Below are 20,252 nucleotides of genomic sequence, written 5' to 3' on the forward strand. Positions count from 1 at the left end.
ATGACCACCCCAACGTTCACCGAGGGCGACGTGTCGACGCGCGCGATCGCCCTCGGCGCGGACCCCAAGGCCAGGAGCCGCGGCCCCAAGAATTGGCGGCCTCTGCTCCTGCTCATCCCGGCGTTCGTGATCGTCTCCCTGTTCTTCCTCGCGCCGCTCGGCGACGTCTTCGTCCGTTCAGTGACCGATCCGCAGCCCGGGCTGCAAAACTATGAGTGGCTGTTTGGCACCCCCGCGAACCTCAACGTGGTGTTGCGCACCTTTGGCACCGCGATCCTCGTCACCGTGGTGTGTTTGCTTCTCGCGTACCCCTACGCGTACCTCATGACGATCGTGACGGACCGCACGCGCAACCTGATGCAGCTGTTCATCATGATGCCGTTGTGGACGTCGATCCTGGTGCGTACGCTGGCGTGGATGGTGCTGCTGCAAGACACCGGCCCCATCAACGGGATCCTGGCTGCGTGGTTCGGGATCGGACCCGTGCCGCTGATCCGCACCACTTTTGGTGTGGCGCTCGGCATGAGCCAGGTGCTGCTGCCGTTCATGGTGCTGCCGCTGTATTCGTCAATGGCGAAGATTGATAAGCGTCTACTGCCGGCCGCCTCAAACCTCGGTGCAAAACCGGTCACTGCGTTCTTTACGGTGTACCTGCCGCTGTCCAAACCCGGCATCTTCTCCGGCGGGGTGACGGTGTTTATCCTGGGGCTCGGCTTCTACATCATCCCGGCGCTTCTCGGATCGTCGAAGGAGATCATGATCTCCGCACTGATCCAGCAGCAGATCAGCGTCTTCCTGATGTGGGGTCAGGGCACCGCGCTCGGGATCTTCCTGCTCGTCTGCACGATCCTGATTCTGGTGGTCGTCTCACGATTGAACAAGAACGGCAGTCTTTTTCCGGGGGTGGACCGCTGATGACTTCCAAACGACTGCTCGGCGTGTTCGCCGTCTTGATCGTGCTGTGGCTGATCGTGCCGACGCTCGTGATCATCCCGATGTCCTTCAACGAGGCTCCCTCCTTCAATTTCCCGCCGAAGGGGTTTTCTACCCGGTGGTACGAGAACTTCTTCACGGACCCGAACTGGCTCGAATCGCTGTTCGTGTCCCTGCAGGTCGCAGTGTTGACCATGCTCGTTGCCACCACGGTCGGGGTGTTGGCCTCGCTGGGCCTGTCCAAGGTCAAGTTTCGCGGCAAGGGGCTCCTCGAGGGGTACTTCCTGTTACCCCTGATCGTGCCCGGGATCGTGCTCGCCGTGGGGCTCTACTCCCTGTTTCTGCGGCTCGACTTGCTCGGCACGCTGCCTGGGTTTGTGCTCGCGCACACGATCGTGTCCATGCCGCTCGTCATCACCAACGTGATGGCTTCGCTCCAGGGGCTGGATCCGCGGCTCGAACAGGCGTCCGCGAGCCTTGGCGGGGGTCGGGTGCGTACCTTCTTCAGCATCACCCTGCCGCTGATCGCCCCTGGCGTGACCGCGGGCGCACTGTTCGCCTTCGTGACATCGTTCGACGAGGTCATCCTGTCCCTGTTCATTCAGTCCCCCAATTTGCAGACGCTGCCCGTGAAGATCTTCAACAGCGTCACGCAGACCAATGACCCCACGGTGGCCGCGGTGGCGGTAATCACGATGTTCACTTCGGTGATCGTGATGCTCGTCGCGCAGTTTGCCACTCGGAAGAGAAAGCGACCGGTAGCGTGAACGCCATCACCCACAACGACACTCCCCTGCCCGCAGAGCACGAGCAAGAGCTGCGCGCCGAGGGCCTGAACACCCGCGCGATCCACACCATCGGCGAAGCGGGTATCAGCCTGAGTTCCGTCACCAAACGCTACGGTGACAGCACCGTGGTCGACGAGATCGATTTGGTGATCGAGCCCGGTGAGTTCATGACATTCCTCGGACCCTCGGGTTCCGGCAAAACCACCACGCTGAACATGATCGCGGGCTTCACCTCGGTCACGGAGGGGCTCCTGCACATTTACGGCAAGCCCGTCGCGAAGCTGCCGCCGCACAAGCGAGACATCGGCATGGTGTTTCAAAACTATGCGCTGTTCCCGCACAAGACGGTCGCCGAAAACATTGCCTATCCGCTGCAGCGGCGAAAGCTCTCCAAGTCTGAGCAGAAGGAGAAGGTTGCCAACGCGCTCGGCATGGTGCGGATGGGCGATTTTGGGGACCGCTACCCGTCGGAGCTTTCCGGAGGGCAGCAGCAGCGTGTCGCACTCGCACGAGCCCTGGTCTACGAGCCCCGTGTGTTGCTCATGGACGAGCCCCTGGGAGCGCTCGATAAGAAACTGCGCGAGTGGCTGCAGAACGAGATCAAGCGCATCCATCGTGAAGTCGGCTCGACCTTTGTGTACGTGACGCACGATCAGGAGGAAGCCTTGTCAATGTCGGACCGCATCGCGGTCTTCAACAACGGCAGGATCGAGCAGGTCGGTACCGCCGAAGACCTGTACGAGGCACCGCAGACGCTGTTTGTTGGTCGATTCCTCGGTGAATCGACGGTGCTGCTCGGTAAGGGCACGGCGGTGGGCGAGCGGCAGACTGCGATCGACGTCGCGGGACACCGTGTGATTGCGGACGGGCAGTCGATACACGAGGATCTCGCGATCTTGATCCGCCCCGAAAACCTGCGGCTTGAGCCTGCGGCAAACGCGCCAACCGCCACACAAAACTCGATCCCGGTCACCGTCACCGACGTCACCTACCTCGGCGCATCTCGCCGCTACACCGTGCAGTTACCGGATGGCACCGAGGGAGCTGTGCGGTTGGGTCAGGACGCGCGGATCCATAACCGCGGTGACAAGGTCGCGATGATGTGGGAGATTCCGTCGGGAGTATTGCTCGTCGATACCGGCGAGGCGGGCGAATCCGCGACGTAGAGTGTCGCGGGGAGGGCCCGCGGCTCAGAGCCGGGCGACGATCCTGCTCAGGAGCTCTGCAAGCCGGGGCTCGGCCGCGCGGCCCGCTGCGAGCACCTCTTCGTGGCTGAGGGGATCGCCCATTCCCGCGGCGGGGTTGGTGACCAGAGATAGCCCCAGCACCTCCATGCCTGCTGCCCGCGCCGCGATGGCTTCGAGGCCGGTAGACATACCGACGATCTGACCGCCGATGGCGCGCAGGTAGTGGATCTCAGCGGGGGTTTCGTAGTGCGGCCCGGGGAGCTGCACATACACACCCTCGGCGATCTCGGGGGCAACGTTTCGGGCGATCTCGCGCAGCCGTGGCGCGTAGAGGTCGGTCAGATCCACGAAGTGTGCCCCCTCCAGCGGCGACGTCGCTGTGAGGTTGATGTGGTCGCTGATGAGCACCGCCTCGCCTGCGCCGAATGCCGGATCGATCCCGCCCGCACCGTTCGTTAAAATCATGACCCGCGCACCCGCCGCGGCCGCAGTGCGTACCCCGTGCACAACTGCGCGCACCCCTCGCCCCTCGTAGAGATGCGTGCGGGCGCCAATGATGAGGGCGTGCGCGCCGTTTGCGAGCCGGATCGAGCGCAGCGTCCCCGAGTGGCCGGGGACTGCCGAACCGTGAAAGCCGGGCACTTCCTCCGCGGGCACGACCGCCACGGTCTCGCCGATCACGTCGGCGGCCTTGCCCCAACCACTGCCAAGGGTGAGGGCAATGTCGTGCCGCTCCACGCCGGTGAGCTCGGCGAGCGTTCGAGCGGCGGTTGCGGCGAGGGCGTCCGGATCCTGCGATTCACTCATGCCGCTAGCTTAGATCCTGCGACGAGAACCCACTATTTCGACGAGAACGCATCTCCCGTGCGTTGCTAGGCTGGCCAGTCGTCGAAATACTGGCCTCTCGTCGGCGAAAGGCGGGCGGCCCGGCCCCGGCGCGCCTACCCCCGCAGTACGCGGTAGCCGCGGCGCGCGTTGAAGCCGTGGATCTCGCGCGTATCGAGCACGGCCATGAAGTCGAGCACCTCGGCCGTGATGACCTGGCCGGGCACGAGCACCGGGAACCCCGGCGGGTACGGTGTCACAAACCCCGCAGAGACCGGCTGCTCACCGCGCTCAACCCGGGCCCGAAGTTCTTCCGGCAGCACGTGTTCGACCGTCCCGCGCTGCTGGCCCCTGAAGAACGCGGCGCGCAGATCGCCGTCCGGGAGCGATTCGTCGGTGGCGTAGCCGGGCGCGAACGCGCTGAAGTCGGGCAGGGGCGGATCGACTCGCTCCGCGCTCGGCAGCTCGGGATCGCGCTGCGCCTGCTCCTCCTCGAAGCGTTCTGCGAGCTTCACCAGCACCTCGATGAGGTACGCGATCGCGCTGCGTGAGGTGCCGATGTTGGTCATAAACAGCACCGTGTTGCGGCTGGTCTTGTTGACCTGAATGCCGTAGCGGTCCATGAGGTGCTCGTGCTTGAAGGTATCGCCGTCAACGCCGGTGCGGCTGATCTCGATGGTGATCCGCGAGGGGTCGATCACGAACTCGTCTTTCGCCCACGCCTCCCACATCGTGGCGAGGCCATCGCGCAGCGGCATCGGACGCCCCGTCTCGCGATGCGCTGCGGGGATCAGGTCGTGGGCGGTGAGCACGCGGAAGGTGCGACGCAGCAGCGGGTGGCGGGCAATCGACTGCGCCAGGCTCGTTGCGAGGTCGAGCTGACGCTGCACGAGGTCAAACCCCTCCAACTCCACCTGGCGCCGCCCAATGTCGAGGGAGGAGAGGATCTGGTAGTTCGGCGATGTCGAGGTGTGGGTCATGTACGCTTCGTGGAACGATTCCTCGGCCTCGCGCACCCAGTCCTGGTCATAGACGTGGATCATCGATCCCTGCCTGAGCGCGGTAAGCGTCTTGTGTGTGGACTGTGTCGCATACACGCGCAGCCTGGCATCGGGCGAGGGGATGAGTCGTTCACTCAGCCAGACGTCATCGGTGGCTGGGGTGCCGTCTTCGGCGAACAACCGCTCCTGCTGCTCGCGGAACGCCGTCGCGTGCGCAGAGGACTTCAGACGCCCCTCAAGTCGCTTCGCCGCAGCCATCGCCGTGCGGCGACGGGTGACCGGGTGGAAAGCGGCGAAGGCAAACCACGCCTCATCCCACAGGAACACCAGGTCCGGCTTGATCGCAAGACACTCAGCCATCACCCGCTCGGGATCGTAGACGATCCCGTCAAAGGTGCAGTTGGTGAGTGTGATCATGCGCACCTCGTCGAGCCGGCCGGCGGCGCGGTAGTCGAGCAGCATCTGCTTGATCCGGTCGATCGGCACGGCCCCGTAAAAGGCGAAGTCGTTGAGCGGGTACGCCTCAAGGTAGGCGGGACGGGCGCCGGTCAGCATCACCGCGTGGTGGTGCGACTTGTGGCAGTTGCGATCCACCATCACCACATCATTGGGGGCGACGAGCGCCTGATGCACGATCTTGTTGGCGGTCGACGTGCCGTTCGTGACGAAGAAGGTGTGTTTCGCACCGTAGGCGCGGGCAGCAAGATCCTGAGCCTTCTTGATTGCGCCCACGGGGGCGAGCAACGAATCGAGGCCGCCGGAGGTCGCCGAGGTTTCTGCGAGCAGCAGGTTCAAGCCGTAGAACGCGGCAAGGTCGCGAATCCACTTCGAGGACACCACCGAGCCGCCGCGGGCGATGGGGAGGGCGTGGAACACCCCGACCGGGCGCCGGGCATGATCCTGAATCGCCGAAAAGAAAGGCGTGTCGTAGAGGTGAGAAATGCGGCGCAGCAGCGTCAGGTGCAGTTCAAGCTGATCTTCGCGGCGGAACACGCGGCGGAAGCGCCGGGTGAGTGCCCCGGCAAGCTCCTCGATGTGTGCGCCGGCCATCAGGTAGAGATCGAGCTCGGGGCGGATCGCGGCGAGGGTGTCGGCGAGGCCAAGCACCCGCTGTACCGAGGCGAGCGAACTGCGTGAGGGGGCTGCGCCCGTTCCTGCATCCTGATCGGCGCGCGCGTAGGCGATCGTCTCGGCGAGATCCTTGCTGAGGCGCTGGCGCGAATGCTCGCTGAAACCCGGGCGCACGACGCAGGCGAGAATATTAGGGTTGGTGAGTACCGCGGCGACCGCGTCGTCTTCAGAAGGCACAATCACGTACTCGTAGATGAACGCATCTGCCGGGCCGCGCAGCTTGAGCGCTTCGGCGCGCATGGTGTCGCGATCCAGCTCCGTGGTTTCGTCGATAACGAGCACCTCGAAGCGCGGCCGAGGATCGGCGTCACTCGTGATGTCGGTGCGCTCTTGATCGTCCAGGAACTCGTCGCGCGGTTCCTCGGGAACAGTGTCGCCGCGCAGCCGGTTGACGACACGGCCGATCCGTTCGAGCGCGGTCATGTAATCGCCGGCGGCTAGCAGCTCGCCGATCGCACGCACGTAGCGCTGCCCGAAACCCGCCCAGTACATCTCGATCGTCTCGAGGGCCCGCAGGGAGCGGGTGATCTCGCTGTCGGGGGCTATCGCGGTGACGTCATCGCTGCCGAGGGCGAGGCGCTTCACGCCGAAACGAAGGTATTCCCACGCGTCGCTGCGGAGCCGCCAGGTGCTTGCTGGCATGCCGGGATCCCGCTCCAGGACCGCCGCGGCCTCGGAAGGGCGCGCTGAGGGAGTCAGCGCCCGGTCAATTGAGGTCTCCGCGCCGTCCGGAATCGAAACAGCATCCAGGAGGTCGTCTGCGAGTGCGCCGTGAGCGGATTCAATCCTCGTCATGCTGTCCTTTTCAACGTCTATGTCTGTTCGGTGCAAGTGCACTTGATGCACGATCTTACGGTGTGTTGGATACCGAGGCGAGTACGTGGCCGCGACCAGCGTAAGCTGGAGCCATGGTGAAAGCGTATGAACGGAAGCACCGGATCGTTGTGTTGGGCGGTGGCCCCGGTGGGTACGAGGCCGCGCTTGCTGGAGCCCAGCTCGGCGCGGATGTCACGCTCATCGAGCGCGACGGCGTTGGCGGGGCAGCGGTGCTCACCGATGTCGTACCGTCGAAGAGCCTGATTGGCACTGCGGGTGCTGTGCAGGCGGTGCGTGACTCGGGCAAGCTCGGCGTGCAGGCGTTCGTGCCCGGCGGTGACGGCAAGCCGATCCGCCCGGAGATCGCGGTCAACCTCGCCGCGGTCAACAAGCGCCTCCTGGCGATGGCGGGCGCGCAGTCGGTCGACATGCTGCAGACCCTTGAGGCCGCCGGGGTGAACGTGGTGCAGGGCGAGGGGCGGCTCGACGGCGTGGGTGCCGTGCTCGTGTCGACGTCCGCGGGAACGGGCGGCACGGACTTTGACCGGATCGAAGCCGACACGATCGTGGTGTCGACGGGTGCGAGCCCGCGCGAACTCGACTCCGCGAAGCCAGACGGCGAGCGGATCCTGACTTGGAAGCAACTGTACGATTTGCCAGCGATCCCGGATCACCTGGTGGTGGTGGGGTCTGGTGTCACCGGGGCAGAGTTCGCAAACGCGTATCGCACCCTCGGTGCTGAGGTGACCCTTGTTTCGAGTCGGGATCAGGTGCTCCCGGGTGAAGACCCGGACGCCGCGGCGGTCATTGAGCGTGAGTTCACACGGCTCGGCATGAACGTGATGTCGAAGGCCCGCGCGCAGTCGGTCGCGCGCACCGAGAACGGTGTGCTGGTCAGCCTTGAAGACGGCCGCACCGTCGAGGGGTCGCACTGCCTGATGGCGGTCGGATCGATCCCGAACACGGCGGGTCTTGGCCTGGAAGAAGCGGGCGTGCAGCTCACCGAGAGCGGCCATATTCGCGTAAACAAGGTCGCCCGCACGGCGGTGCCGTCGATATACGCTGCGGGCGACTGCACTGACTTCTTTCCGCTTGCTTCGGTCGCCTCGATGCAGGGACGCACCGCGATCATGCACGCGCTCGGCGACTTTGTACGCCCGATCGATCTGCGCAACGTCGCCGCCAACGTGTTCACCTACCCGGAGATCGCGACCGTCGGGTGGAACGCCCGCAGCCTCGCCGAGGCCCGCGATGTCGCGCAGGCCATCGAGCACACGATCCCGCTCAGCCTCAACCCGCGCGCCAAAATGATTGGCTTCACCGACGGCTTTGTGAAGTTGTTCGCGTGGAAAGCGTCCGGAACCGTGATCGGTGGCGTGATCGTTGCGCACCGTGCCAGTGAATTGATATTTCCCGTGGCGCTCGCCGTTGAGCACCGCCTGACCGTCGACCAGGTTGCGTCGGCGTTCGCGGTCTACCCGTCAATGACCGGTGCCATTACGGATGCGGCGCGTGCGCTGCACCGGCACTAGCGCCACCGGGGCGCGTGTGCGGCAGCGGCGATCGGCGTAGCCGTCAGGCAACGAAAGGAAGTATTGTGAACAACATTCACGGGACCACTCGCAGGAGCGTGCTTGCAGGAGTTGCTGGAGCGCTCGGGATCGCGGCCGTCATTGCGCTTGCCGGGTGTGCAGCGCCGAGGCCAGTGCTTGTGCCTTCGGACGACGACGCCACCCCCGTGGTGACAGTACGCGCGTACGACAACTACTACGAGCCCGCCGAGGTCGAGATCAAGGCGGGCGAGGCCGTGAAATGGGAGTTCATGGGCCCCGCCGAACACGATGTGGTGAGCGACGATCGCAGTTTTGTGAGCGAGCTCGCGGTCAAGCACGAGTACACGCACGTATTCGATGAGGCCGGGGACTTCGCCTACCTCTGCTCGATCCACCCCGAGATGCGCGGCCTGGTAAAGGTGAAGGAGTAGGGTCCCCTAGCGCTCGAATACCGCGAGCGACTCGAAGTGGTGCGTGTGCGGGAAGATGTCGAACGCGCGCAGACTGGTGAGCTCGTACCCTGCGTCACGCAGCGTCTTCGTGTCCCGGGCCAGCGCGACGGGATCGCAGGCGACGTAGACGATGTTCGCGGGTGACAGCTCGATCAACTGCGCCGTCACGTCGCCGCCGGCCCCGGAGCGTGGCGGATCGAGCACCACGGTGCCGCGGCGCATGCGATCCCGGGCAGGCCCGGCCGCTTTCAGGAGCTCGCTCAGGTGACGGTCGACTCGCGCGGTCACGGCGAGCGCGCCCACAAGTTCTGCGAGGTTCTCTGCGGCATCGTCGGTGGCACCCGGATCAGACTCAACGGAGGTGACGCGGATCGCAGGCCCTGCGGCCTCTGCCATCGCGGCCGCGAGCAAGCCCACTCCGCCGTACAGGTCCAGATTGCTGGCTGCGGGATCGAAGCGGCCGGCATCGATGAGATCCTGGACCGCGTCGCGCACCGCGGTGAAGAGGATGGCGGGAGCTTCGCGGTGTACCTGCCAGAAACCTCCCGCGCGTACCAGAAAGCCGCGATCCTCGACGAGTTCGTGGATGACGTCACCGGCGCCCGTGCGGGTCTTCTCCCCGGCGAGTCCGATGAGCATGCGTGGATCGTCGGCCGCGGGATCGATGAGGTCCACGGTCGCCGCGCCCTCAAAGCTGTCGGCCAAAGGCGCGATCTGGTTGATGCCGTCGCTCGCCAGGGGCAATGATGCGACGGGAATGACGCGTCGGCTGCGCGCGGCGTAGGGTCCAACCATCCCCGATTCGGCATCGACGTGCAAGCGCACGCGGGTGCGGTACCCAAGACCGTTCGTTTCGTCGTCGCCGGGAGCAGGTTCCACCAGATCGGCGAGCACTCCGGCAAGATCTTGGTCGTCTTCGCTTGCGAGCTCAACTCCTCCGAAGCGTTTCATCGCGTCGGCAAGCACCTCGGCCTTCAGTGCGCGCTGGCGTTCGAGGGTGATGTGGCCGAACTCGGCGCCGCCCGCGCGCTCTTCGGGGTCACGCTCGAGCGCGGCTTCTGCCCACACGTGCGGGCGTCGATCCGGCGAGGCTTCCAGTACTTCGGTCACGGCGGCCCGGGCGAATGATTTCTTCCGCGCCTCGGTGACCCGGGCCCGCACGCGCTCGCCCGGGATCGCGTCGGCGACAAACACGACGCGCCCATCGTGCCGGGCGACGCACACGCCGCCGTGTGCGATACCGGTGACGTCGAGTTCGATTTCGTCGCCGGGTGCGAGGGGGCGCCGCTGGCGGGTGTGGTGGTGCGGGTTTCAGACATGCTGACCATTCTCGCATTGAATGCGGGTGTGGCGGGATGGGCACCACATTCCCACAATTGTGTTACTGTAGTAATACAGTGACACGCGACGGAAGAAATCCGACGCGGGAGAGGAGAATCCATGCGGATCGATGATTCACGCCCCATATGGGCGCAGCTCGTCACCGAGTTCTGTCGTCGCATCGCGGCGGGGGAATGGGTCGCGGGCAATAAGGTGCCGTCCGTGCGTGAGCTTGCACTGGAGCTCAGTGTGAATCCCAACACGGTGCAAAAGGCGCTGGGTGAGGTCGACCGGTTGGGCCTTACTCTTGCCGAGCGCACCGCCGGTCGCTTTGTCACGAGCGACGCTGACGCGATCGCGCGGCAGCGGGCCTCGCTGGCCGCCGCAACCGCCAGCGAGTTCGCCCGGGTCGCGGCGGGGGTCGGCATGTCCCTGCCCGAGGCGACCACGCTGCTCGCCGAGCAGTGGGCGGTGAACGGCCGCGCCGATCCTGAACCTGGCGCGCCGAGCACCACACCACAGACCACCACAGACCACCACAGAAAGGATCCCCGATGAGCGCGCACACGCAGCCGGTGATCGAGGTCTCCGGCCTCACCAAGAAGTACCGCGGGCGAGCCGCGCTGAGCGGGCTCGACCTGAGCCTGCAACCCGGGCAGATCGTCGGATTGATGGGCGACAATGGATCGGGCAAAACCACCCTCCTCAAGATTCTCGCGGGTGTGCTCGCAGACTGGGAAGGCTCCGTCCGGATCGCCGGTCACGCACCCGGCCCCGAATCAAAAGCGCTCGTGTCGTTTCTTCCCGACGCTTCGTTCCTGCCGGATCGACATCGCCCGGCCGACGCGATCGCGCAGTACGCCAGGTTCTTCGCCGATTTTGACGAGGAAAAAGCAACACAGATGATCGACTTCTTTGGACTGCCGTGGGATCGCAGCCTCAAGGAAATGTCGAAGGGGATGCGCGAGAAGCTGCAGATCTCCCTCGCGATGTCGCGCCAGGCGCGGGTGTACCTGCTCGACGAGCCCATCTCGGGCGTGGATCCCGCGTCGCGAGACGTGATCCTGAAAGGGATCCTCTCGAACTTCGCAGAAGACGCGCTGCTGCTCGTCTCAACCCATCTCATCCAAGACGTCGAAGCGATTGTTGATTCGGTTGTGTTTCTGCGCGGCGGCCAAGTGATGCTCGCTGGCGATGCCGACGCGCTCCGCACCGAACACGGCAGCAGTCTCGACGCACTCTTTCGAAAGGTGTATGCAGCATGATCGGCACACTGATTGCCCAAGAATGGCGCGCAACCCGCAAGTGGTTGCTGGCGACGGTGGGTATCGCGCTCTTGGCGGCCGCGGTATCCTTGGTTCCCGGGCTGATGCGGGTGCCGATCCTGAGCGAGTTCGGCTATGTTGTTGCGATCATCGCCATCGCGCTGATCACCCCCACGGTGCTCGGTCTACTCGTCGAGAACTACTGGCGCACGATGCACGGGCGCGAGGGGTACTTCACCATGACGCTGCCCGTGCGTGGCCGGACGATCTTCACCGCGAAGGTGCTCTACGGAGCGCTGGTTGCGTTGATCGGGGTCGTGCTGACTCTGGCGGGCGTCCTCGGAGTGAGCCTTGTGCTCATTACTGCGCAAGGCGGGGACGTGCAGGCACAAGCGCAAGCCGCGCTGGCTGTATTTGACGGGCCGATGATCTGGTTCCTCGTGTGTGCGGTGGTGGTGCAGGCGCTTGTCGCGGTGATGGCCGGTGCAGCGGCGATGTCGGTTGGCGCGACGGCTCGGTTCAACCACCTCGGCTTTGGTGCGCCGGTGCTCGGCATCGTGTTCTTCTATCTCGCGCTGCAGTTCGTCGACCTCCTCGCGATGCTGTTTGTGCCGCTCGGGATCCGGGTCGACGCTGCTGGCGGCAGTGAGTTTGTTGCTCAGGGTACGCTCGACGACTTCGTCCAAGCCCTTGGGGACCTGTCGGCTGCGGCACCGGAACCGCAGTCGGTCGTCATCGGTCTGGGGATGGTGTTCGTGAACCTCGCCGCGGTGATCCTGCTGGCCTGGTGGGGATCGCGGTCGGTTGATCGGCACATCTCGCTGCGATAGGTGGGCTCGCGTGGTGCCCGGGACATCAGTGATGCCCGGGCGCCACAACTGGAGGTTCTAGCCGAGCGCGCGGGTGTGGCCGCAATCTCCTGAAGCTGCAGGGTGTCAGGGCGGGATGCAGCGTGACGCGTGTGCGCAGATGGTTCTTATGGGTCGGGATAAAAACGAACTGCGCACACAACGACCCCCCGTCGCACCCCGGCGGAGCACGCGGCACCCGAGGAGTAGAGTGAACAGCATGGAGCAACCGACGGTTCTTGTGCGCGATCTCAGGGTGAAACGCGGCCGTAAATCAGTGTTCGATGGCATCGGCTTCGATATTCCGCGGGGCGAGGTGACCGGCCTCTTGGGGCCTTCCGGCTGCGGCAAAACCACGCTGCTGCGCGCGATTGTCGGCGTGCAAGCGGGGGTTGCCGGGGATGTGACGGTGCTCGGCGAGGCTGCAGGATCCCGCTCTCTCCGCCATCGCGTCGCCTATGCAACGCAGGCAGCCTCGGTTTACGACGATCTGTCGGTGCGGCAGAATCTGAGCTTCTTCGCGAAGGCTCTGGGCGCACCGCGCGGCGACGAGGATCGTGTCATCGACCTTGTTGGCTTGCGGGAGCAGGCGGGGCGCCGGGTCGAGGCCCTGAGCGGCGGCCAGCGCAACCGGGTGTCGCTCGCGGCGGCGCTGCTCGGATCACCAGAACTGATCGTGCTCGACGAGCCGACCGTGGGGCTGGATCCGGTGCTGCGGGCCGAACTGTGGGCGCTGTTCCGAAGACTCGCGAGCCAAGGAGCGACACTCATCGTCAGCAGCCACGTGATGGATGAAGCTCTGCACTGCGACCGGCTGATCCTGCTGCGCGAGGGCGAGATCGTCGCTGACACGACGCCCACAAAACTGCTCGAGGAGACCGGGCAGCGTGATCCCGAGGCAGCGTTTCTTGCTGTGATCGAGAGCGGGGAGGCGTCGTGAACCCGAATCGGACCCTCGCCGTCGCCGGGCGCGTGCTGCGGCAGCTCGCCCACGACCCCAGATCCATCGTGCTCCTGATGCTCGCCCCGAGCCTGCTGGTGGGGCTGTTTTCCTGGCTGTTCAGCGAGCAGGAGGGCACTTTCGACCGGTTTGGCGGGCCGCTTCTCGCCCTCTTTCCCTTTGTCCTGATGTTCATCATCACCTCGGTGACCACCCTGCGTGAGCGGCGATCCGGCACTCTCGAACGGCTGATGTCCACGCCGCTCGGCAAGGGCGACTTCATTGTGGGGTACGGGATCGCGTTCGGGATCGCGGCGACCGTGCAGGCGGTCGTGACCGTGACCTTCGCGGTCGTGGTGTGCGGACTGGAGGTCGCGGGCCCCACGTGGCAACTCGGTGCTGTTGCGGTGGTGGACGCCCTGCTCGGCACCGCGTTGGGGCTTCTCGCGAGCGCGTTCGCGCGCACGGAGTTTCAGGCGGTGCAGTTCATGCCGGTGGTGGTGTTCCCGCAGATCATTCTGGGTGGCCTATTCATGCCTCGGGATCAGATGCCGGACGTGCTCACCGCCATTTCTGACTGGCTGCCGCTGAGTTATGCGATTGACGCGGTGACGGCGGTCACCGATGGCAGCGAAGGCTGGGATCTGGGCCGTCCGCTCGTGATTATTGCGGCTGTGACGGTGGTGGCGCTCGTGGTGGCCGCGGCGACGCTGCGGAGGCGTTCGCCGTAGGCGGGGCGTCGTCCGTGAGGAACACCGTGCTCCTCTCCAGTTAAGGCGGTGTCTGTAGACTGTGCGATGTGGTTAATCCAGACATTCAAGGCCGGGTCTACCCCGAGACCGCCCCGTATCTTGTTGGCCGTGAGAAGGTTCGCGAGTTCGCCCGCGCTGTGCAGAGCGAATCCCCGCTTCACTTCGATCCCGCAGCCGCGCGCGCGGCGGGCTTCAGCGACGTCATCGCACCTCCGACGTTTGCCGTGACGGTGCAGGAATCGACGCTCGCACAGTTACTCGCTGACGATGAAGCCGGGGTTGATTTCAGCAGGGTGGTGCACGGGGATCAGCGCTTCAGCTATTCGCGTCCGATCGTCGCGGGTGATGAGCTCACGGCCACCCTCACGATCACAGCGGTGAAGCAGCTGAGGGGACATTCGATGGTGACGGCGTCGAGCGAGATTGTTGACGAGAGCGGCGCCCACGTGGTGACCGCGATCTCCACGCTCGTGGTCCGCGGGGAGGACGCAGCATGAGTCAGGCAGCAGTCTTTGATCAGCTCGTAGTTGGCGAGGTTGTTGCGGAACGTGAGCTGCTGCTCACCCGTGACTCGCTCGTGCGGTATGCCGGTGCCTCGGGCGATTTCAACCCCATCCACTACCGTGATGACTTCGCGCAGTCGGTGGGGTTGCCGGGCGTGCTCGCCCACGGGATGCTGACCATGGGCGTTGCAGGATCCGTCGCCACGGAGTGGCTGGGAGCGGCCGGCTGGGTGCAGGATTTCCAGTCGCGATTCACCCGCCCCGTGCCGGTTGACGCGCAGGCGGGCGCAGCGATCACCGTCACCGCAACGGTCGGCGCCCTCGATTCCGAGGCCCGAACTGCTCGCATCGATCTGAAGGTCGTGTTTGACGGCTCGACCGTGCTGGGCAAAGCGCAGTTGGTGGCGGCGTTCGCGTGAGCTACCCGGATATCGTGCCGGAGCCCGATGGCGACGGGACCCTCTTTGCGGAGCTGACCACGATGCGCGTCGGCGGCCCGGCCGAGCGGCTGCTCGTGGCTCACAGCACCGAGGAACTGATCGCGCACGCCACAGCGCTCTGGGATGATGAAGAACCCTGGATGCTGCTCGGCGGCGGATCGAACACGGTTGTCTCTGACGAGGGATTTCCCGGCACCGCGTTGCTCGCGCGCAACACCGGCGCGGCGCCCGTTGCGCCAGCGGCCGGCGAAGCAGCCACCCCACCCGGCTTTGTGCGGCTCAGGGTGCAGGCCGGTCACAACTGGGACGCGCTCGTCGCCGCCTGCGTTGATCGTGGCTGGGCGGGAATCGAAGCGCTCTCGGGGATCCCAGGCCTCGCAGGAGCAGCCCCGGTACAGAATATTGGTGCCTACGGCCAGGAGCTGTCGCAGGTGTTGCACTCCATCGAGTTCCTTGACCGCGATTCCGGGGCCGTCCGTCGCATGGACGCCGCAGAGCTTGAACTCGGCTACCGGGACTCGATCCTCAAGCGCGGCCTCGAGGGTGTGGTGCTGTCAATCGACCTGCTGCTGACGGAGGCAGCGGAGACGACGGATCCGACGGCGCCGGTCGCGTACGCTCAACTCGCCAACGCCCTCGGCGTAAATCTTGGCGACCGGGTACCGATCCGGTTGCTGCGCGACTCTGTGCTGCGCCTGCGCGCGGCAAAGGGCATGGTGCTTGACAGCGACGATCACGACTCGTGGAGCTCGGGATCCTTCTTCACGAACCCGATCGTGTCCGCGAGGTTCGCCAGGAGCCTCCCTGCCGACGCTCCCCGTTTCCCTCTCCACGAGGAGGAACCACAGCCCGCTGTCACCTCGTTTGAGGAACTCGCGGCCGGAGTGCCCATGCGTCTGCCACAGCCCGCACCCGAGCCCATGGTCAAGCTGTCCGCCGCCTGGCTGATCGAACACTCGGGGGTTGCGCGCGGGTTCAGGCTGCCAGGATCCGGTGCCGCGATCTCCTCCAAACACACGCTCGCGATCACCAATCGCGGAGGGGCATCGGCCGCCGAGGTTGCGGAGTTGGCGCGATTCGTGGTGGAGCGGGTGCGACAGGAGTTCGGGATCATCATGGTGCCCGAACCCAAGCTGTATGGGCTGGAAATCTAGTGTCGGGTCTTTCGGCGGTGGCACCCGCTGAGAGGGCGTGGATCCGGGCTGCTCGGATCCAGGTGGTTGGGCACGGTCGTCTCGGCACCGCGATTGATGCTGCGCTGCGAGCTGCCGGAGCCGAGATGGCACCGATTGGCGGCCGCGGATCTGATGGCGCGGACGCCGATATTGTGCTGCTCGCGGTACCGGATGCCCAGATTCGAGATGCCGCGTCGGCCATTGCCCCCGGGCCGCTCGTTGGGCATCTTTCGGGCATCACCTTGCTCGCTGACGTGCAGCCGCGCGTGGCGTTTGCGCTGCACCCGCTGCTCACCGTGACGGGCCCCGGCGCTTCGTTTGCGGGGGTCTTTGCCGCGATTGCAGGGGCAAACGAGACCGCGCTGAACACGGCGCGTGCGCTCGCGGAACTGCTCGACATGCGGCCGTTCGAGGTCGCCGATGAGGATCGCACCGCATACCACGCGGCCGCGTCGATCGCATCAAACTTTCTCGTCACCCTCGAGGGCGTCGCCGAGCAGCTGGCCGCGTCGGCCGGGGTGCCGCGCGCCGCGCTTGTGCCCCTCGCTGCGGCCGCCCTCCGAAACTTTGAGGCGCTTGGCGCTCGGGATGCTCTCACCGGGCCTATCTCGCGCGGTGACGAGGCAACGGTTGCTAGGCAGCGTGAGGCCGTTGCGGAGCGTCTGCCGGATCAGCTTGGACTTTTCGATGCGCTCGTCACCCACACCCGCAAGCTTTCCGGAGGGACCTCGTGAGGATCGTTCGCACTATCCACGAGCTGCGAGACGCGTTGCAGTCGGTGCGCACCGGCGGTTCGATTGGCGCAGCCCGTGTGGGCATGGTTCCCACGATGGGGGCGCTGCACGAGGGACACCTCTCGCTCGTGCGCACGGCCCGCGCCGAGAACGACTGCGTGGTGATGTCGATCTTCGTGAACCCGACGCAGTTTGGCGAGGCCGCTGACCTTGCGGCATACCCGCGGCAAGAGGCGCAAGATGTTGAGCTCGCCGAGAGCGCCGGGGTGGATCTCGTTTTTGCCCCCTCGGTCGCCGAGATGTACCCGACCGGTTTCGCCACCGCGGTGCACGTATCGGGGCCGCTGACCGAGGTGCTTGAGGGTGCCGGAAGGGGCAGCGCCCATTTCGACGGGGTCGCGACGATCGTGTCAAAGCTGTTGCTCGCAGTCCTCCCCGACAACGCCTACTTCGGCCAGAAGGACGCCCAACAGCTGCGTGTGGTGCAGCGCATGACGCAGGATCTCGGGATCCCGACCCGGATCCGCAGCTGCCCGACGCTGCGTGACGAGGACGGCCTCGCGCTGTCGAGCCGGAACGCGCTGCTCAGTGACACCGAGCGAGCGAGCGCGTCAAGGATCCCGAGCGCCCTCACCGCGGTGACCGCCGCGCTCGCGGCGGGTGACATCTCGGTTTCTCGCCTGCGGGCGGTGGCCGAGGAGGTCCTTGTCGGCGGGAATCTTGACGTTGAATACGTGGAGATCGTGGATCCCGATACCTTTGAATCAGTGAAGTTTGTTGAACGTCCCGCCCTGTGCGCGATTGCGGCGCGAGTGGGTACTGTCAGACTGATTGATAACACCCTGCTTGTGCCGCAGCGGTGATCATCCCCATACCGTCAAGGAGAGCCCAGATGTCACGGGTAAGTATTCCCCGCCTGATCGAGAAGCGAGAAAAGCGGGAACCGATCGTGATGGTGACCGCCTACGACTATCCGGCGGCGCGCGCCGTCGAACGCGCCGGTGTCGACATGGTGTTGGTGGGCGACTCGGGCGCGCAAGTGCTTCTCGGCTACGCCTCCACGGTGGAGGTGTCAGTTGAGGAGATGCTGATGATGTCGAAGGCGGTGCGGCGCGGCACCGAGTCGGCGTTTATGGTGAGCGATCTCCCCTTCGGCAGCACCGAGGAGTCAGACGTGCAGGCCGTGCAGACCGCCGTGCGTTTCGTGCGGGAGGCGGGTGTTGATGCGGTGAAGCTTGAGGGGGCCAACGAGTCTCGCTTGAGCAGGATCCGCGCGATTGTGGCCGCCGGGATCCCGGTCGTCGGGCATATCGGTCTCACCCCGCAGACCGCGACCGCTCTCGGCGGCCTGCGCGCGCAGGGGCGTACCATCGAGAGTGCCGAGCGGCTCGTCGGTGAAGGGCTTGCTGTGCAGGCCGCGGGAGCGTTTTGCCTGGTCATTGAGGCGGTGCCTTCGGAGGTTGTGGACGTGCTGCGCGAGGCGCTCACGATTCCGATCATCGGGATCGGCGCGGGCAAAGCGGATGGCCAGGTGCTGGTGCTGCACGATCTGCTCGGGATCACCGAGGGCAAGACCGCGAAGTTTGTGAAAACGTTTGGGACCATCGGTGATGATACGGTCGCCGCGATTGCCGCCTACGCTGACGAGGTGCGTGCGGGATCCTTCCCGGCCCCCGAACACCAGTACCCTGTCACCCCCGAGGCCGTTGAAGCGGCCCGCGCGGCCCTGCTTCGCGCCTGAACCCCGGCCTCAGCCTCGCGCGGCGGTGAGTTGGAACTCGACGAAGCCCGTCGGCTCCACCGACACGAAACCGAGATTTGGGGCGGTCACCCCGAAATCAGCGAAGGTGATCGGGATCGATCCTGCAATCGCGGCGGTCGTGCCGTCGCTGCGCACCTCCACGGCCACCGTGACATCACGGGTGACTCCCGCGATCGTCAGATCCCCGGTCGCCTCAGCCTGCACCACATCGCCCGAGTCGGGAGCGGAGGACAGGGTCACCGGCTGGGTGAGCGTGAACGTCGCGGCAGGGTGTTCATCCACACGCAGCGCCTGATCCCGGAAGTAGGAGTCGCGCTGGGGACTGTCAGTCGTAATCGACGCAACATCGACCGTCAGCTCCGTCTGCTGCAGCGTGAGCCCGGTCTCGTCGATCGTGAAGGAGCCGCTCACCTTGTCGGTGCGACCGGTGACGGTGACGTCGGTGCCGTTCAGGACCTCGTCGACGCGGTAGCCGGCTTCGGAGTTGTCGCTGATCCTCCAGCTTCCGGCAAGGGCGGCAGGGTCGAGCGGCTTCCCCGAATCCATCAGCCCCTCGCTGGCGCTCAGCGTCGGCGCTTCCGCCGCGGGAGCAGCAATGAAGTCGCGATAGATGATCGGTCCCGCAATCGCTGCCGTCGCGCCGAGCATCAGTATGCCGACCCCGACACCGATCAGCACCCTCTGAGACTTCTCCACGATCACTCCTCAACGCTGACTGTGGAACCAAACATGTCAGATTCCGCAATGAAACGCCTCCGAGAGTGTCGGGAGGAAGCTGGCAATCGCGCTAACGCACACGCAGGACGGTGTCGACGGAGACCTCAAAGGCTGTCGCCTCGCCGAGTTCTTCGCCGTCAATTTCGAGCATCAGGGGCATCGGAAGCTCGACGCGCACGCTGCGCGCGCGGAGGTGGGAGGCGGAGTTCGAGCTTTCCGCGGAGGGGGTATCCGAGGCCATTTGCCGGATAATCCGCTTCACCCCGTTGTCCCAGACCATGTTGCGCATGGTGTCGAGCCAGGCGGCCAGGCCGTCCGCACGCAGCACGAGCAGGTCGAGTTCGCCATCATCGGGCACGGCGTCGGGCAACAGGGAGAAGCCCCCCGGGAGTGTGCCGCAGTTCGCGATCAGCAGCGTGTGGGCGCGCTCGGGCATCGCCTCGCCGCCGTCGATGAAGAGTGAAAAGTCGACCACGTCGGTGCTTGCGGCGGCGCGTCCCAGTGACTCAACGTAGGCCAACCAGCCGGCCTTTGCTTTCAGCTCGTCGTTGGTCTCCACAATCATTTGGGCGTCGATCCCGAAGCCAAGCATCACCACAAAGTCGGCGCGTGTCCGTGAGCCGTCAGCGCGAGTGACCTCGACCGTGCCGAGATCGAGGGGCGCGGCCTCGCGGGTGAGCGCGCGCTCGAACGCGGCCTGCGGGTTGCCGAGCGGGATCTGGAGGTTGCGGGCAAGCAGGTTGCCGGTGCCGAGCGGGACGATGCCGAGCTCCGCGCCGGATCCTGCCGGCTCACCTGGCTTGCTGGACTCACCCAGTTGCTCGGCGACCGCGCGCACGGTGCCGTCACCGCCAACCGCGATGATGAGCGAGCACCCGGCCGCGAGCGCCCGCGCGGTAGCTTCTTGCCCCGGATCGTCTGGCGTCGTCTCGAACCAGTGTGCGTCGGGGGCGGGATCCTCGGCGCCGAGAGTCGCTTGCAGCGCCGCGTCGAGCGCATCCTGGAGCACGCCACTGTCGACCTTTGTTGGGTTCCAGACAATGCCGAACGATGTTCCCATGGGTGTCTCCCCGCTGTGTGTCCCGGTCCGGATGCTTTGCAGCGTACTCC

The 20,252-nt window shown here is 65.5% G+C and carries 21 protein-coding genes; 16 read left to right on the plus strand and 5 right to left on the minus strand.

What is annotated here, in order from left to right; translation table 11 throughout:
- The 3 genes from G7067_RS04135 to G7067_RS04145 are packed head-to-tail and all read left to right on the plus strand — an operon-like array spanning position 1 to position 2,887.
- Positions 1–915 carry an ABC transporter permease gene (locus G7067_RS04135; protein WP_244301240.1) on the plus strand — a complete coding sequence of 305 codons (915 nt, stop codon included), beginning with the start codon at positions 1–3 and terminating at the stop codon, positions 913–915.
- Positions 915–1,700, plus strand: coding sequence for an ABC transporter permease (locus G7067_RS04140; protein WP_166322213.1), 786 nt, complete (start codon positions 915–917; stop codon positions 1,698–1,700). The genes G7067_RS04135 and G7067_RS04140 overlap by 1 nt, the downstream gene beginning before the upstream one ends.
- Positions 1,697–2,887 carry an ABC transporter ATP-binding protein gene (locus tag G7067_RS04145; RefSeq protein ID WP_244301241.1) on the plus strand — a complete coding sequence of 397 codons (1,191 nt, stop codon included), beginning with the start codon at positions 1,697–1,699 and terminating at the stop codon, positions 2,885–2,887. The genes G7067_RS04140 and G7067_RS04145 overlap by 4 nt, the downstream gene beginning before the upstream one ends.
- A 24-nt stretch (positions 2,888–2,911) precedes the next feature.
- On the opposite strand, the gene G7067_RS04150 is transcribed toward G7067_RS04145, so the two are convergent.
- Positions 2,912–3,715, minus strand: coding sequence for a purine-nucleoside phosphorylase (locus G7067_RS04150; RefSeq protein ID WP_166322215.1), 804 nt, complete (start codon positions 3,713–3,715; stop codon positions 2,912–2,914).
- 134 nt (positions 3,716–3,849) lie between these two features.
- Positions 3,850–6,660 carry an aminotransferase class I/II-fold pyridoxal phosphate-dependent enzyme gene (locus tag G7067_RS04155; protein WP_166322217.1) on the minus strand — a complete coding sequence of 937 codons (2,811 nt, stop codon included), beginning with the start codon at positions 6,658–6,660 and terminating at the stop codon, positions 3,850–3,852.
- 113 nt (positions 6,661–6,773) lie between these two features.
- Between G7067_RS04155 and G7067_RS04160 the strand changes: the two genes are divergently transcribed.
- Together G7067_RS04160 and G7067_RS04165 are read left to right on the plus strand one after the other, a co-directional pair.
- Positions 6,774–8,213: an NAD(P)H-quinone dehydrogenase gene (locus G7067_RS04160; RefSeq protein WP_166322219.1), complete on the plus strand. Its 1,440-nt coding sequence runs from the start codon at positions 6,774–6,776 to the stop codon at positions 8,211–8,213.
- A 65-nt stretch (positions 8,214–8,278) separates the two neighbouring features.
- Positions 8,279–8,665 (plus strand): cupredoxin domain-containing protein, encoded by a 387-nt coding sequence (locus G7067_RS04165; protein WP_244301242.1) that lies wholly within the window; start codon positions 8,279–8,281, stop codon positions 8,663–8,665.
- A 6-nt stretch (positions 8,666–8,671) separates the two neighbouring features.
- Here G7067_RS04165 and G7067_RS04170 read toward each other — a convergent pair whose 3' ends face one another.
- Complete coding sequence (locus tag G7067_RS04170; protein WP_166325749.1) at positions 8,672–9,946, minus strand: class I SAM-dependent RNA methyltransferase; 1,275 nt, start codon at positions 9,944–9,946, stop codon at positions 8,672–8,674.
- 180 nt (positions 9,947–10,126) lie between these two features.
- On the opposite strand from G7067_RS04170, the gene G7067_RS04175 reads away from it, so the two are divergent.
- The 11 genes from G7067_RS04175 (at position 10,127) to panB (ending at position 18,404) form a co-directional block, all read left to right on the plus strand.
- The gene (locus G7067_RS04175; RefSeq protein WP_166322221.1) at positions 10,127–10,564 is read left to right on the plus strand and encodes a GntR family transcriptional regulator; all 438 of its coding nucleotides are present in this window, start codon (positions 10,127–10,129) and stop codon (positions 10,562–10,564) included.
- On the plus strand, positions 10,561–11,271 hold the full coding sequence (locus G7067_RS04180) for an ABC transporter ATP-binding protein (RefSeq protein ID WP_166322223.1): 711 nt from the start codon (positions 10,561–10,563) through the stop codon (positions 11,269–11,271). The genes G7067_RS04175 and G7067_RS04180 overlap by 4 nt, the downstream gene beginning before the upstream one ends.
- A complete protein-coding gene (locus G7067_RS04185; RefSeq protein ID WP_166322225.1) occupies positions 11,268–12,101 on the plus strand; it encodes a hypothetical protein in 834 nt (277 codons plus the stop codon). The genes G7067_RS04180 and G7067_RS04185 overlap by 4 nt, the downstream gene beginning before the upstream one ends.
- 238 nt (positions 12,102–12,339) lie before the next feature.
- Positions 12,340–13,059 carry an ABC transporter ATP-binding protein gene (locus tag G7067_RS04190; protein ID WP_166322227.1) on the plus strand — a complete coding sequence of 240 codons (720 nt, stop codon included), beginning with the start codon at positions 12,340–12,342 and terminating at the stop codon, positions 13,057–13,059.
- Positions 13,056–13,790 carry an ABC transporter permease gene (locus G7067_RS04195; protein ID WP_166322229.1) on the plus strand — a complete coding sequence of 245 codons (735 nt, stop codon included), beginning with the start codon at positions 13,056–13,058 and terminating at the stop codon, positions 13,788–13,790. The genes G7067_RS04190 and G7067_RS04195 overlap by 4 nt, the downstream gene beginning before the upstream one ends.
- Positions 13,791–13,858: 68 nt before the next feature.
- The gene (locus G7067_RS04200; RefSeq protein ID WP_166322231.1) at positions 13,859–14,308 is read left to right on the plus strand and encodes an FAS1-like dehydratase domain-containing protein; all 450 of its coding nucleotides are present in this window, start codon (positions 13,859–13,861) and stop codon (positions 14,306–14,308) included.
- A complete protein-coding gene (locus G7067_RS04205) occupies positions 14,305–14,733 on the plus strand; it encodes a MaoC/PaaZ C-terminal domain-containing protein (RefSeq protein WP_166322233.1) in 429 nt (142 codons plus the stop codon). The genes G7067_RS04200 and G7067_RS04205 overlap by 4 nt, the downstream gene beginning before the upstream one ends.
- 62 nt (positions 14,734–14,795) lie before the next feature.
- The gene (locus G7067_RS04210; RefSeq protein WP_166325752.1) at positions 14,796–15,908 is read left to right on the plus strand and encodes a UDP-N-acetylmuramate dehydrogenase; all 1,113 of its coding nucleotides are present in this window, start codon (positions 14,796–14,798) and stop codon (positions 15,906–15,908) included.
- Entirely contained in the window at positions 15,908–16,663 is a 756-nt protein-coding gene (locus G7067_RS04215) for a Rossmann-like and DUF2520 domain-containing protein (protein ID WP_244301243.1), read from the plus strand. Before G7067_RS04210 ends, G7067_RS04215 begins: the two co-directional genes overlap by 1 nt.
- Positions 16,660–17,526: a pantoate--beta-alanine ligase gene (gene panC / locus G7067_RS04220; protein ID WP_166322235.1), complete on the plus strand. Its 867-nt coding sequence runs from the start codon at positions 16,660–16,662 to the stop codon at positions 17,524–17,526. Before G7067_RS04215 ends, panC begins: the two co-directional genes overlap by 4 nt.
- 29 nt (positions 17,527–17,555) lie before the next feature.
- On the plus strand, positions 17,556–18,404 hold the full coding sequence (gene panB / locus G7067_RS04225) for a 3-methyl-2-oxobutanoate hydroxymethyltransferase (protein ID WP_166322237.1): 849 nt from the start codon (positions 17,556–17,558) through the stop codon (positions 18,402–18,404).
- 9 nt (positions 18,405–18,413) lie between these two features.
- Here the strand turns inward: panB and G7067_RS04230 are convergent, their stop codons facing one another.
- Together G7067_RS04230 and G7067_RS04235 are read right to left on the minus strand one after the other, a co-directional pair.
- Positions 18,414–19,121, minus strand: coding sequence for a YceI family protein (locus G7067_RS04230; protein ID WP_166322239.1), 708 nt, complete (start codon positions 19,119–19,121; stop codon positions 18,414–18,416).
- A 91-nt stretch (positions 19,122–19,212) separates the two neighbouring features.
- Positions 19,213–20,202, minus strand: coding sequence for a diacylglycerol/lipid kinase family protein (locus tag G7067_RS04235; RefSeq protein WP_166322241.1), 990 nt, complete (start codon positions 20,200–20,202; stop codon positions 19,213–19,215).
- Positions 20,203–20,252: the final 50 nt, after the last annotated feature.

The sequence above is a fragment of the Leucobacter insecticola genome, assembly GCF_011382965.1.
GTDB lineage: Bacteria > Actinomycetota > Actinomycetes > Actinomycetales > Microbacteriaceae > Leucobacter > Leucobacter insecticola.

Bases quoted from the DNA above. Each gene is read 5' to 3' on its own strand.
- G7067_RS04135 (WP_244301240.1), top strand. From the start codon at position 1: ATGACCACCCCAACGTTCACCGAGGGCGACGTGTCGACGCGCGCGATC.
- G7067_RS04140 (WP_166322213.1), top strand. From the start codon at position 915: ATGACTTCCAAACGACTGCTCGGCGTGTTCGCCGTCTTGATCGTGCTG.
- G7067_RS04150 (WP_166322215.1), bottom strand. From the start codon at position 3,715: ATGAGTGAATCGCAGGATCCGGACGCCCTCGCCGCAACCGCCGCTCGA.
- G7067_RS04155 (WP_166322217.1), bottom strand. From the start codon at position 6,660: ATGACGAGGATTGAATCCGCTCACGGCGCACTCGCAGACGACCTCCTG.
- G7067_RS04160 (WP_166322219.1), top strand. From the start codon at position 6,774: ATGGTGAAAGCGTATGAACGGAAGCACCGGATCGTTGTGTTGGGCGGT.
- G7067_RS04175 (WP_166322221.1), top strand. From the start codon at position 10,127: ATGCGGATCGATGATTCACGCCCCATATGGGCGCAGCTCGTCACCGAG.
- G7067_RS04180 (WP_166322223.1), top strand. From the start codon at position 10,561: ATGAGCGCGCACACGCAGCCGGTGATCGAGGTCTCCGGCCTCACCAAG.
- G7067_RS04185 (WP_166322225.1), top strand. From the start codon at position 11,268: ATGATCGGCACACTGATTGCCCAAGAATGGCGCGCAACCCGCAAGTGG.
- G7067_RS04190 (WP_166322227.1), top strand. From the start codon at position 12,340: ATGGAGCAACCGACGGTTCTTGTGCGCGATCTCAGGGTGAAACGCGGC.
- G7067_RS04205 (WP_166322233.1), top strand. From the start codon at position 14,305: ATGAGTCAGGCAGCAGTCTTTGATCAGCTCGTAGTTGGCGAGGTTGTT.
- G7067_RS04210 (WP_166325752.1), top strand. From the start codon at position 14,796: ATGCGCGTCGGCGGCCCGGCCGAGCGGCTGCTCGTGGCTCACAGCACC.
- panB (WP_166322237.1), top strand. From the start codon at position 17,556: ATGTCACGGGTAAGTATTCCCCGCCTGATCGAGAAGCGAGAAAAGCGG.
- G7067_RS04235 (WP_166322241.1), bottom strand. From the start codon at position 20,202: ATGGGAACATCGTTCGGCATTGTCTGGAACCCAACAAAGGTCGACAGT.